Origin of the sequence: Tsukamurella paurometabola DSM 20162 (assembly GCF_000092225.1) — a bacterium.
In the GTDB taxonomy this organism is placed as follows: domain Bacteria; phylum Actinomycetota; class Actinomycetes; order Mycobacteriales; family Mycobacteriaceae; genus Tsukamurella; species Tsukamurella paurometabola.
The window spans coordinates 2,335,256-2,347,862 of record NC_014158.1 but is presented as its reverse complement, the minus strand read 5'-3'; the positions used below and the strand labels follow the sequence as shown (position 1 = coordinate 2,347,862).

Here is a 12,607-nt window from a genome sequence, read left to right as displayed (position 1 = left end):
GTTAGAGGAATCTACCGAGCTGACCATCGACGAGCGCGTTGAACCGCTGGTACACCGAGCCCGTGAGCCGGACCAGCGCGTCGCTCACCCGGGCATCGGCACCGATCAGGATCTTGCCGCGGTTGTGCCGCACACCGTCGAGGATGGTGCGTGCCGCGGCGTCCGCCTCGGTTCGAGCGAGGTGCTGATCGAAGAACGCCGCGAACGCGGCCTGGTTCTGCCCCTCCGCGACGGTGGCATTGCGACAGATCGCGGTTTTGATCCCACCCGGGTGCACGCAGCTGACACCCACGGCGTGATCGCTCGAGAGCATCTCGATCCGGAGCGCCTCGGTGAATCCACGGACGGCGAACTTGGCTGCGTTGTAAGCGCTCTGACCGCCCACCGCGAACAGGCCGAAGATCGACGAGGTGTTCACGATGTGCGCATCGCCCGATGCGATCAGATGTGGCAGAAAGGCCTTCGTGCCGTTCACGACGCCCCAGAAGTCGATGTCCATCACCCGGTCGTATTCCTTGAAGGACGTCTGCTCTACCGGCGCATGATGCGCGACGCCGGCGTTGTTGAACAACAGGTTGACCACGCCGTAGTGCTCGACGACCTCATCGGCATAGGCGAGGATCTGTTCCCGCTCACCGACGTTCACCACCTTGACGTGTACCTCGGCGCCGATCGCGCGAGCCGATTCCGCGGTCTCCTCAAGTCCCGCCGGATCGTAGTCGCACAGTGACAGCCGCGCTCCCCGGCGCGCGAGTTCGAGCGCGAGCTCGCGCCCCATACCCGACGCCGCGCCGGTGATCACCGCGACCTTGTCGTGGAAGTCCCTCACGTTGTTCTCCTTTCGGTGTGTGATCAGGGCATGACGCGGGCCACGAAGTCCGCAGCATCGTCGGCTGCGGCGTACACGGTTCCGAAGTGATCGGTGGGGTACAGGTGCACCGACACCGGCTGGCGGTGCAGGCGCAACGCCGCCGCCAGCGACAGACCGGAAGCTACGGGCACATCGATATCGGTGAGGCCGTGGCCGAGGAAGATGGGCCGGTCGTACCCCGACACCGGCGTCGACATGTGGTCGGCGAGAGCGCCGTACACTCCGGGAATGCTTCGCAGCGGCCGGGTCACCCAGGTCCGCAGGTCCGCGCCGCGGACCTTTTCGCGCAGGTCGTACAGGCTCAGTGTCTCGGCGAGCCCCACGATCCGGCGGCCCTCCTCGCTGAGTAGACCGTCCACCTCGAGGTCGGGCCGGGCGTCCCGGAACCCGGCGAGGATGTAGGCGGTGTAGGTGGTGGTGTTGAGTGGAAGCCGTACTGGTGGGAAGGAAGGCCCGAGAAACTGGGTGATCCGCTCGATGTTCGCCGGGGTTCCAGTGGCTACGACGCCGCGCAGGTCGAGGTCGTAGCCGGCACCGAACTCCCTCGCGTATCGGGCGCCGTTCATCGCGGCGCCCGCACCCTGCGACTGCCCGACCAGGGCCCACCGGGTTGACAGCGGAACGTCGAAACCGCGCGCGGCGTGCACCGAGTCGATCAGGTTGTGCGCCTCGACCTTCCCGTTCAAGTAGCTCATCAGGCCGGGAGTGCCCAGCCCCGCGTAGTCGCTGGCGACCACCGCGTAGCCCCGGTCGAGCCAGTGCCCCAGGTAGAACTGCTGGCGATCGGACTGCGATTGCGCGGATGGAGTCGCGTCGTCGCCCAGTCCGACGGTGCCGTGCGCCCACGCGATCACGGGCCACCCGCCGGTGGGAGGGTCGCCGTCCGGAAGGAAGAGCGCGGCGGTGCTCACGGCCGGTCCGTGCTGGTTGGTCGTGGCGTAGAGGAACCGATGTGCGTCGGCCGCAGCGTCCACCCACAGGCCGGCGGCGAGAGGGACCCGGTCGATCGGAGTACCGGCCGAGGGCACCGGCCCCGCGTAGTGGCGGGCATCCATACCCGACCAGTCGGGCTCCGCGATCGGAGTGACCGGGTCTGGTGTGATGAGGCTTCGCATCAGGGCATCGACGCGCTCACGTACCGTTCGGGAGAGGGTGGACGGTGTGATCGGCACCACGCCAACTTAACACCGGCTCGCTATCGCCGAGCCGGGCCGGAGACGGGGGATGGCGAGGGCGCAGATCGCCGCCAGGAGGCAGATCGTGAGGCCGAGCAGGGTGGTGGCGGTGTAGGCGCCGGACGAGGGGGTCTCCACGTTGCCGTCCAGGGTCATGGTGCTGACGGCGTCGCCAGTGAGGACCATCGCGACGACGGCAGTGGCGGTGGCCGTGCCCACCGACCGCATGAGGGCGTTGACGCCGTTGGCTTCACCGGTCTGTTCCACCGGAACGACGGCCATGATGAGTGCGGGCATCGCCGAGTAGGCGATGCCGAGGCCTGCTCCGACGGTCGCACTGGACGCGAGAATCCACCACCACCCGACGGGCCAGGGTCCGACGATCGCCAGCAACAGGATCAGGTACCCGCCCGCGATCACGACGGCGCCGAGCGCCAGCGAGAGCCGGGCTCCGTGGCGATCGGTGATCCGGGCGCTGACCCGGGTGAAGGCGAACATGACGAGGCCGCTCGGCATCAGCACCAGACTCGCGTTCACCATGCCCAGTCCGAGACCGGTGGGTGCGGAGTCCGGCGCCATCAGGATCTGGATCGGCATGAGTTGCATCGCGTAGAAGGCGAAGCCGGTGGCCACCGAGGCGGCGTTGGTGAGCAGGATCGGCCGACGCAGCAGGGTGCGAACGTCGATCAGTGCGTTCGGGGTTCGCAGTTCGTAGCGCCACCACAGGGAACCCGCCAGCAGGAACGCGGCGAACAGAGTGAGCGTGACGGGGGAGGTCCAGCCCCACTCGGCCGCCTTGGACAGCGGAAGCAGGATCAGGGTGAGCACCACGGTGAGGCCGGCGGTGCCCACTGCGTCGAAGCTACCGCCGGGATCGGCGGGGCCGGTCGGCACGAGTCGGAAGATGGCGACACCGCAGGCCACGGCGGCGATCGCGCACACCCAGAAGAGCGCGTGCCAATTGACGTGCCGCGCGATCACGGCGGCGATCGGCAGACCGAGTGCGCCACCGACGCCGAGCGAGGCGCTCATCGTGCCCACTGCGGAACCGAGACGGGCGGCGGGCACGATGTCGCGCAAGATGCTGATGCCGACCGCGATCGCACCGATACCAAGACCCTGCAGGCCGCGGCCGAGCAGGAACGGAATGAAGGCGGGCGACATCGCGCAGACCGTGGAGCCGACAGCGACAGCAGTCATCGTCCCGAGAAGTACGCGCCGCTTGCCGAACATATCGCCGAGCCTCCCGGCGATCGGGGTGCCGACCGCACCGACCAGGAGGGTGATGGTCAGGGTCCACGACGCATTGCTCGGGGAGGCATGGAGCATATCGGGCAACTCCGGAATCAGCGGCACGATGATGGTCTGCATGAGGGCGACCACGATCCCGGCGGCGCACAGCACGGCGACCGCGGCCCGGGGGTAGGTGGCCGTCCCGTCGCCGCTCAGGGGCTCCCTGTTCGCGCGAGGCGACGGTGGCCCACGACATCTGCCATGACCATGATCGTCCGTTCCGTCCGTGAGAAGGTTCGGACCTCACACTACGAGGCCCTCGATGGTGGTTCTTCGGCGGCGTCGGACAGTCGCACCGAGTCGGGCTGGCATAGGAATATCGAGAACCAAGAAAGACGCGGTGACGGTTCCATGAAACGCGCCGCCGCGAATACGAAGAGTTCGTGAACGGATCGCTATTTGTTCGCTTGACGTTGGCACCGCGGTCGCCCGGTGTGGATACTCGAAAGTAGACCGGTCGAGAAAGAAAAAGTGAACTCAGCCGACCGGTATTTGAAAGAATCGCGATGGAGGTCAAGAAATGAATGTGAACGTGAATACGAAGACGTCTTCCGCGGTGATCACGAAGATCGGCGCGGGCGTCCTCGCCCTCGGCGCCGCGGGTGCGATTTTCGGCGTGGGGTCCGCCGCGGCGAGCCCGGTCCCGGGTAGTCCGAGCGGGTATCACGAGGATCACGTGGTGAGCCCCGGTCAGAACCAGGGGATCGGTCCGCAGGGCGCCGGGCACGGCACGATCGTGGTGCCCGGTAATGCACTGCAGCCGGGCAATGTGAGCGATGACAGCCGGACCGCGAACAATTCCGGGCCGAATGCGGCGGTGCCCATCGATTCCGGCGATCACCCCCGCAGTAATCCCGGTTTCGATAACCCGCTCGCGCCCTTCTGATGGTGTTGCCTGGGCGGCGGGACAGGCCTCTCAGGCAGAACGGGAGAGAGTGACGCCAGCCCATTATGTGCGGTGGGGAAGTCTTCACGTCCGGAGTATGAATTGACTGGTTGTCCGCGCAGTGTGTCGGACATCATCGCGGTATCTCGGCGTCAGCTCAGAGCGGCGCGAATGCCGTCCCAGGCGGGTTTCGGGCGGTAGTGCGCGTCGAGCAGATTCGCGTTGCCGTATCCGGAGAAGGTTGCGGGATAGTCGGTGATCCAGGAGCGCTTGTCCGTGAAGCCCCAGACCGTAGCGCCGGTGCAGCGGCGCAGTTCTCGACACAGCGACACCATGGTGCGGTACACCTCGCCCTGGCGTCGCTGGTCCGCCGTGGTGGACTGTCCGTCTTCGGTGGGGATCCGCACGTCGAGTTCGGTCAGCCGCACCTCCAGTCCGGCGTCGATGAACCTGCGGAGATTGGTTCGCATATCGGCGACGGATGGTTGCTGATCGGCTCCGCCGAGCATGTGTGCCTGGAATCCGACACCGTCGATCAGTGGCTTGCGGACGCGGGTGCCGTCGCTCTCCACGTCGACGCTCATGGCCTTGAGTTTCCGGGCCAAGGTCAGCAGCGCAGTCGACTTGTCGCTGACGGTCTCCGCACTGTGCTCGTTGAGGTACAGCTTCATCTTCGGTGCGGCCAGCCGGGCGGCGCGGAAGGCGTCCACGATGTACCGGTCATCGCCCGTGGTCCGCCACCAGGCGTTGCGCTGCAGGTTGCCGCGCTGGTCGAAGGGCTCGTTCACCACGGTCACGGTGTCGGCCGACCCGGCGTATCGCCGGACCACCGCGGTGACCAGTTCGAGCAGGAAGTCGTGGCGCGCCGGATCGCTCATCCGCTGCGCGTACGCAGGCACGATTCCCCACGCCTGTTGGTCGAGCGGATCCCAGATCAGTGAATGGATCTGGAAGCGTTGCCCGCTGCGGCGGGCGGTCTCGGCGACCGCATCCGCCTCGCGGAAGTCGAAACGGCCTGCCTCGGGGGCGACGGTGTTCGTCATCGTCCCGATCTCTGTGGTCAACGAGCTGAAGGCGGCGCGCGCCACGGCTTCGTAGCAGGTGTCGCCGGGCGCGAACGAGGATCTGTAGGCGGTCCCGACGTCGATTCCGGACCGCTGCGCCAGTGTTCGGAGCGAGGCCGCGTCGGTGCCGCACACGGTTTCGTCGGGAGGCGGGTCCGGCGTTGATGGGGGCGCCGCCGCGCAGCCGGCAGCGAGAAGTGCGACCGTCGACAGGAGTGCGGCACGACGGAACATCCCCCGACGCTACCGGGCGCGGTGCGATTGTTCGGCGAGCAGCCTGCGGTGGTCGACGGGGCATCCGCCCGCGAAGGTACCGAGCTCTCGGACCGCGAATCCGTTGGGGTAACTCTTGATCTGCGGTGACTCGTGGACGTAGACCCGGTTCGTGCGCGGCGCCATCCGTGCCACGATCGCCGCCCTGACCTTGAGCCCTCCTCGTGACAGCATCCGGGCGATCGGGTTCGGTCGCCGGTAGCGGAAGGCACGCAACAGTCGGTCATCCATGACGGAGCGGCTGAAGACGTCGACGGCGGGACGCACCAGGGCAGGCTGAAACGAAGCCATGAGTTCCAGTGTGGCGTCGGCGACCTTGCGCGCACCGTCGTCGTAGGCGTAGTGCTCGGATTCGTACTCGTCCATCAGGTGAGCGAAGCCCTCATAGGATTCGGGCATATCGGCAATCGCCATGTGCCGGCCGAGGTCCCGGTAGTAGAGCACCGACGCCTGCACCTCGGCATCGGTCAGGCGGCGCCATCCGTAGTCGTCGATCCACCGCTTCGGTACCACGACGAACGTCGCAAGAACGTATCGCATGTCGTCGTTACTGATGTCGTACATCTTGTGCATCTGGTTGATCCGGCGCACCGCGGCACGCCCGCGCTCGTCGTCGAATCCATGGAGCAGGGGAACTTCAAGGAGAAGCGCGGTGTCGTCGTAGCGCTTCTGTGTGCGCTCCTCGAATTCCCGTGTGCGGTGCAGTAACTGACCGATACTCGGGACGGCGTACGTGCGGAACAGGGCGAAGCCGAGCGCCTGGGTGAAGTCCCAAGGGAATTCGAGGGTGGTGAGGTCCCGATAGATCCGGTGGTAGTCGACCTGCGGATCCAGGTCCGCCGAGCGAGGTGTGCGCGCCATCTGGGCCTCCTTCGTGCGTGCATCTCACCATAAGTCGAGTTACGGTACTGTGCAAGAGGTCACATCGAGCGGAGGGTGGTCAATGCAACCGAAGAGCAAGTCCGCGCCCACTCGATGGGCGCGGGAACGACTCCTGGACGCAGGTCTGCACGTGCTGGCACGACAGGGGCATGCGGGCCTCAAGCTCGCATCGGTGTGCGATCACCTCGGCGCGACGACGGGCAGCTTCTATCACGCCTTTCCTAGTTGGAACGCGTACCGGTCCGATCTGATCGCCTACTGGCGCGAAGATCAGAGCCACCGGCTGATCGTCGAGGCGGAAGAGATCACCGACCCGTCTGAACGCCTCGAACGCCTCACGCAGATCGGCTTGACCCTGCATTCGGATGTCGAGGCCGCCATCCGGGTCTGGGCTGCCCATGACCCTCAGGTGCAGGCTTTCCAGGCGGATGTCGATGCCACCCGCTACGCCGTCATTCGTGACACTTACCGTGAGCTTCGCGACGACGCCGAGCGGGCCGATGCGTTCGCGCGCATCGCGATGTATCTGCTGATCGGCTATCAGAGCGGCACGCTGCGCTCGGATGCCGCTCTGGAGCGCGGATACCGCATGGTGATCTCCGCGGCGCTGAGTGACCCGGACTGAGCGCGCTCATCTCGATCGTCCTTCGACGGGCGTGAGGTGTTCGTCACATGGATCTCCGAATGTATTCCGGCACACATCGATGAATGTCGTGCGATCGTGCGCCGCGACGAGGGGTTCGGCGGCCCCGTGTCATCCGGGATGCGGGAGTGACGCGCGTCGCTGTGCCAGCTCACACGCCTGATGACGGTCTGGTAGCCGCCCGAGAATCTGCATCACCGAAGGGTTCGTCGGAGGCGACGCCGGCCGATCGAACCGGAGTACGTCGTGGTGGTTCGGTATTGCAACGTGCGGATCGTCTGGGGTCCGCCTATCCGATACCGCTAGTCTGCGTTGGCGTCCGAAGTACCGGCGGACGTGGCGTGCCCCTCGGAAGTGGGGGCCGATGGAAGCTAGTAGCAGTGTGAGGGTCCCGTGTCGATCGTTCAACGCAGCGTTGCCAAGGCCGCGCAGGGTGGCACGTCCGCGCTGACCCAGGCGGGAATGATCTTCCAGCTGTTCGCCGACATCGTGCGCAACACCTTCCGCCGTCCCTTCCAGTACCGCGAGTTCATCGAGCAGTCCTGGTTCATCGCCAGCGTCACCATCCTCCCCACCGCACTCGTAGCCGTTCCGTTCGGCGCGATCGTCTCGTTGCAGACGGGTTCGCTGATCGGCCAGCTCGGAGCCGAGAGCTTCACCGGCGCGGCCAGCGTGCTCGCAGTGGTCCAGCAGGGCGCTCCCGTGGTGACCGCCCTGCTCGTGGCCGGTGCCGCAGGTAGCGCCGTCTGCGCCGACCTCGGCGCTCGTACGGTGCGCGAGGAGATCGCCGCCATGGAGGTCTTGGGCATCAATCCGGTACAACGTCTCGTGGTTCCGCGTGTACTGGGCATGATGCTGGTGAGCATGTTCCTCAACGGCCTGGTGTCCGTGGTCGGCGTGGTGGGCGGCTACTTCTTCAACGTCGTTCTGCAGCACGGCACCCCGGGCGCCTACCTCGCATCCTTCTCCGCACTCGCGCAGCTGCCGGACCTGCTGGTCGGCGAGTTCAAGGCACTCGTCTTCGGGCTGATCGCGGGTGTTGTGGCCGCGTACAAGGGCCTGCACCCGGGTGGGGGACCGAAGGGCGTGGGCGATGCCGTCAACCAGTCGGTGGTGATCACCTTCCTGTTGCTGTTCTTCGCGAACATCATTCTCACGGCGGTGTACCTGCAGGTCGTCCCGGCGAAGGGGTCGTAGATGTCGCGCAGCTTCACTGACAAGGCGCGCAAGGCCGCCGGTGCACCGCTCAAGGTGCTCGATGGCGCGGGCGAGCAGATGTCCTTCTACGGACGCTCGATCGGATTCATCCCGCAGTCGATCGCGCGGTACCCGAAGGAGGTCGGCCGCGTTCTCGCCGAAGTGGCCTTCGGCAGCGGCGCCTTGGCCGTCATCGCCGGCACCGTCGGCGTGGTCCTCATGCTCTGCGGTTTCACAGGCATCGTCGTCGGTTTGCAGGGCAATGCGGCGCTGCAGCAGCTCGGTGCCTCGGTCATGACCGGATTCCTCTCGGCATACGTCAACACACGCGAGCTCACCCCGCTCGTGGCGGCCCTGGCCATGTCCGCCACCGTCGGGTGTGGCTTCACCGCCCAGCTCGGCGCCATGCGGATCTCCGAGGAGATCGACGCGCTCGAGGCGATGGCCATCCCCTCGATTTCCTTCCTCACCGCCACCCGCGTGATCGCCGGCTTCGTGGCCGTGATCCCGCTGTACATCGTGGGCCTGCTCGCGTCCTACGTGATGACGAGGTTCGTCAACACCACGCTTCTAGGGCAATCGACGGGCACGTACGACCACTACTTCAACCTGTTCCTGTCACCCGACGATGTGCTGTGGTCTTTCGGCAAGGTCCTCGTGTTCGCCTTCGTGCTGGTGCTGGTGCACTGCTACTACGGTTACAACGCATCCGGCGGCCCCGCCGGTGTCGGCGTCGCGGTCGGCCGGGCCGTGCGCACCTCGCTGGTGGCCATCGCCCTGCTCGACTTCTTCCTCAGCCTCGCCATCTGGGGCACCACCACCACGGTGAAGATCGCATGATGCGGACGGTGCGGCGGCGTCTGCTCGGTCTCGCCTTCTTCGGGGTCTGCGCGCTCTTCCTCGTGGCGACGATCGGCAAGTACCAGCAACGGTTCGAGACCTTCACCTGGGTCGAGCTCGTCACCGATACTGCCGGCGCCTCCCTCCCGGTGAACTCGGAGGTGCGTGCCCGCGGCGTCGAAGTGGGAACCGTGCGCGATGTGTCCGTGCGGGACGGTAAGGCCGTGATCCGGATGGGACTCAAGCCCGACGAAGCGCGGCAGATCCCCGGGGCGGTCACCGCCCGCATCCTCCCGAAGACCTTGTTCGGCCAGCGCTACGTGGCATTGCAGGTGCCGGAGGGACAGGGCGGCCCCGGCACTCCCGGTGGAGCAGCACTCGCCGACGGCGCCACCATCCACACCGACAGTTCCGGCAACGCCACCGAGCTCAACGAGCTGTTCGACAAGCTGCTGCCGCTGCTCCGTGCGGTGCCGCCCCAGGATCTCAACGCCACCCTGGGTGCTCTGTCGAATGCGCTGTCCGGCAACGGCCAGAACCTGCAGACCACGATCGGCCGGTTCACGAACATCTTCTCCCAGGTGAACGCCGTGATGCCCGATCTGCAATCCTCGCTGCGGTCGCTGGCCACCGTCTCCGCCACCTACTCGCAGGCTCTGCCCGATCTGATCACCGCGCTCGACACCTTCCGCACCACCAACAGCACCGTCGTATCCGGGCAGCAGGCGTTTCACGCCTTCTGGACCTCGGTCGCCGACGGCGCCGGACGGACCGCCGGGTTGCTCGAGGGCAACCGCGAGCAACTGGTGACGGTGATGAACAAGTCGAATACCACGCTCACCATCTTGGCCCGGTATTCTCCCGAGTTCGGTTGTACCTTTGAACGATTCGCGACCCTCCTGCCCGAGGCCAACCGGATCGTCGGACAGGGCACCAATCAGCCGGGCGCGCGAATCTCGATGATCGTCACCAACTCCCGCGGGCGGTATCTGCCCAATCAGGACGAGCCGCGGTGGTTCGACGATCGCGGTCCCGCCTGCTACAACGCGATCAAGACGCATCCGGCGCCGATGTACCCCGGCGGCCCGTACGCCGGCGGTGCGTTCCCGACTCCGGCGCGCAACCCGGGAGTCCAGGACTCCCGCTACCAGTTGCCGGAACCGTCGGTGAGGGCCCCGTCGCCGATGCCGACCGCCGCTGTCGCGGGCCAGAACTCGCGTGCCGCCCGGGCCTCGTTCGCTGTGGCTTCCGGCGTCGACCCCGGTGACGTGCCGGAATGGCTCACCGGTGTCTTCGTGCCGGCCATGGTGGGCAAGGAGGTGCAGATCCGATGAAGCCGCTCACCGGGCCGCTGCTCAAGTTGATCGTCTTCGCAGTCGTCACCGCGACCGCGACAGGCATTCTCGGCGCGTCGATCGCGCAGCTCAACTTCAGCTTCGGCCGTGACTACCATGCGATCTTCTCCGACGCGACGATGGTGCAGAAGGGCGATGAGGTCCGGATCGCCGGGGTGCGTGTCGGCCAGATCACCGGCGTGGCGATTCACGACCGCGGCCAGGCCGATGTCGCATTCAATCTCAGCGATCGCGACTCCATCCCGGGGTCGGCCACCGCGGCGTTGCGGCTGCGGAACCTCGTGGGACAGCGCTACCTCGAACTCATGCAGGCCCCAACGGACAACGATCCGGTGCGTGGCGAATCCCGGGCCACCCCGTACCGACCGGGCGATACCATCCCGATCGAGCGCACCCGGCCCGCGGTGAATCTGACCGACCTGTTCAACGGGTTCAAGCCACTGTTCAAGCAGCTCACTGCCGACGATGTGAACAAGCTGGCGAGCCAGATCATCACGGTCTTCCAGGGGCAGGGCGGCACTGTGAACGACCTCGTGGTCAATACCGCGTCGCTGACCAACACCATCGCCGACAAGGACGCTGTGATCGGCGAGCTCATCACCAACCTCACGAAGGTGCTGGGCACGATCAACGAGCGCGACAAGCAGTTCACCGACCTGCTCGACACCACCCAGCAATTGGTGACCGGGTTGTCTGAAGATCGTGGCGCGATCGGATCCGCCCTCGGCTCGGTATCGCAACTGACTGCGGTCACGGATTCGATCCTCACGCCCACGCGTGGCGCGATTAAGGACGATGTGGCTGCCCTGCGTGCTCTCACCGACAAGCTCAACGGCCGCAGCACCGACGTGGCGCACACCCTGAACTTCCTTCCGGAGAAGATCCAGGCCGTGGGCCGACTCGCGTCCTTCGGCGGGTGGTTCCAGTTCTACCTCTGCGGCGCCGACATCGTCGCCGGCACAGGCAAGGGCGACAACATCGCGCTCGCGATCGACGTGCCGTCGGTGAACCAGCCCGTGTACACCAACACTGCCACTCGCTGCTACCGGGACGGGAACCCGCGATGACCGACGACGACACCGCACAGCGGTTCCCCGAGCGCCGGCGTGGCGCGCGCCGGTCGCCGGTCACGGTCGGTGCCATGGGCATTGTGGTGCTGTTGATGGCCACCGCTTCCGCCTTCTTCATCGACCGCCTGCCGCTCATCGGCGCCGGCACCACCTACACCGCGTTGTTCAGCGAGGCCGCGGGGCTGTTGCCGAGCAACGAGGTCCGGGTGGCCGGCGTCAAGGTGGGGACCGTGCAGGCCGTCGAACTCGATACGAAGGCCGCCAAGGCCAAAGTCACGTTCCGGGCGAAAGACGTCTGGCTGGGCGAGAACACCTCCGCCAGCATTCAGATCAAGACGGTGCTCGGGCAGAAGTACGTGGCGCTGGAGCCGCGCGGCGCGAACCGTCTCGATCCCCAACGGCCGATCACCGACACCACGTCGCCGTACGACGTGGTCGCAGCGTTCTCCGACGCCAGCGCATCGATCGACAAGACCGACACCACGAAGTTGGCGGCGAGCATGCGCACGCTGGCGGACGCCTTCCGCGAGACGCCGCCCAATGTGCGGGAATCACTCACCGGGATCACGCGGTTGTCCGAGACGATCAACAAGCGCGACGAGGAGCTGCAGCGGCTGCTGGACCAGGCGGGTAAGACCTCGAAGATCCTCGCCGACCGGACCGAGACCTTCCGCACGTTGATCACCGACGCCGGACTGCTGCTCACCACATTGAATCAGCGGCAGGACGACATCACCAGGCTGCTGCGCACCACGCAGTCGTTGTCCACCACACTCACGGGAATCGTGCGCGACAACGAGCAGCAGATCGGGCCCGCGCTCGCCTCGTTGCGCCAGGTGGTGCAGCTCCTGCAGGACAACAAGAAGGGGCTCGAGAGCACCATCACGCTGCTCGCGCCGTTCTACAAGGTGTATGCCAACGTCTTCGGTAACGGTCGCTGGCAGGAGTCGGTGGTCACCAACCTCACGCCGCCCGGGCTACCGGTGATCCCCGGTTCCCGCGAACCCGTGCGCAAGGACCTGTTGACGAACGGGGGGCAGAAGTGACGGACCGTATTC

12 protein-coding genes are annotated in these 12,607 nt (G+C 66.3%); 7 read left to right on the top strand and 5 right to left on the bottom strand.

Going from position 1 to position 12,607, the window contains the following annotated elements; genetic code table 11:
- Position 1: 1 nt before the first annotated feature.
- Genes TPAU_RS11300 through TPAU_RS11290 form a run of 3 tightly spaced genes read right to left on the bottom strand, consistent with a single transcriptional unit; the run spans position 2 to position 3,450 of the window.
- The gene (locus TPAU_RS11300) at positions 2-829 is read right to left on the bottom strand and encodes an SDR family NAD(P)-dependent oxidoreductase (RefSeq protein ID WP_013126888.1); all 828 of its coding nucleotides are present in this window, start codon (positions 827-829) and stop codon (positions 2-4) included.
- A gap of 23 nt (positions 830-852) precedes the next feature.
- Positions 853-2,046: a lipase family protein gene (locus TPAU_RS11295; protein ID WP_013126887.1), complete on the bottom strand. Its 1,194-nt coding sequence runs from the start codon at positions 2,044-2,046 to the stop codon at positions 853-855.
- Between the two features lie 6 nt (positions 2,047-2,052).
- On the bottom strand, positions 2,053-3,450 hold the full coding sequence (locus TPAU_RS11290) for an MFS transporter (RefSeq protein WP_041944391.1): 1,398 nt from the start codon (positions 3,448-3,450) through the stop codon (positions 2,053-2,055).
- Positions 3,451-3,871: 421 nt separating this feature from the next.
- On the opposite strand from TPAU_RS11290, the gene TPAU_RS11285 reads away from it, so the two are divergent.
- Complete coding sequence (locus tag TPAU_RS11285; protein WP_147291089.1) at positions 3,872-4,225, top strand: hypothetical protein; 354 nt, start codon at positions 3,872-3,874, stop codon at positions 4,223-4,225.
- A gap of 152 nt (positions 4,226-4,377) precedes the next feature.
- On the opposite strand, the gene TPAU_RS11280 is transcribed toward TPAU_RS11285, so the two are convergent.
- Both TPAU_RS11280 and TPAU_RS11275 read right to left on the bottom strand, forming a co-directional pair.
- Positions 4,378-5,523, bottom strand: a complete 1,146-nt coding sequence (locus tag TPAU_RS11280) for an endo-1,4-beta-xylanase (RefSeq protein ID WP_013126884.1) — start codon at positions 5,521-5,523, stop codon at positions 4,378-4,380.
- A gap of 9 nt (positions 5,524-5,532) precedes the next feature.
- A complete protein-coding gene (locus TPAU_RS11275; RefSeq protein WP_013126883.1) occupies positions 5,533-6,423 on the bottom strand; it encodes an oxygenase MpaB family protein in 891 nt (296 codons plus the stop codon).
- Positions 6,424-6,574: 151 nt separating this feature from the next.
- On the opposite strand from TPAU_RS11275, the gene TPAU_RS11270 reads away from it, so the two are divergent.
- From TPAU_RS11270 to TPAU_RS11245, 6 genes are all read left to right on the top strand, one after another.
- On the top strand, positions 6,575-7,069 hold the full coding sequence (locus TPAU_RS11270; RefSeq protein ID WP_245537784.1) for a TetR/AcrR family transcriptional regulator: 495 nt from the start codon (positions 6,575-6,577) through the stop codon (positions 7,067-7,069).
- 480 nt (positions 7,070-7,549) lie between these two features.
- Positions 7,550-8,284: an MlaE family ABC transporter permease gene (locus TPAU_RS11265; protein ID WP_083773939.1), complete on the top strand. Its 735-nt coding sequence runs from the start codon at positions 7,550-7,552 to the stop codon at positions 8,282-8,284.
- Complete coding sequence (locus TPAU_RS11260; RefSeq protein ID WP_013126880.1) at positions 8,285-9,124, top strand: MlaE family ABC transporter permease; 840 nt, start codon at positions 8,285-8,287, stop codon at positions 9,122-9,124. It begins immediately after the preceding gene.
- Complete coding sequence (locus tag TPAU_RS11255) at positions 9,121-10,458, top strand: MCE family protein (protein WP_013126879.1); 1,338 nt, start codon at positions 9,121-9,123, stop codon at positions 10,456-10,458. The genes TPAU_RS11260 and TPAU_RS11255 overlap by 4 nt, the downstream gene beginning before the upstream one ends.
- On the top strand, positions 10,455-11,546 hold the full coding sequence (locus tag TPAU_RS11250; RefSeq protein ID WP_013126878.1) for an MCE family protein: 1,092 nt from the start codon (positions 10,455-10,457) through the stop codon (positions 11,544-11,546). The genes TPAU_RS11255 and TPAU_RS11250 overlap by 4 nt, the downstream gene beginning before the upstream one ends.
- Positions 11,543-12,595: an MCE family protein gene (locus TPAU_RS11245; protein ID WP_013126877.1), complete on the top strand. Its 1,053-nt coding sequence runs from the start codon at positions 11,543-11,545 to the stop codon at positions 12,593-12,595. The genes TPAU_RS11250 and TPAU_RS11245 overlap by 4 nt, the downstream gene beginning before the upstream one ends.
- The last annotated feature ends 12 nt before the right edge of the window (positions 12,596-12,607 follow it).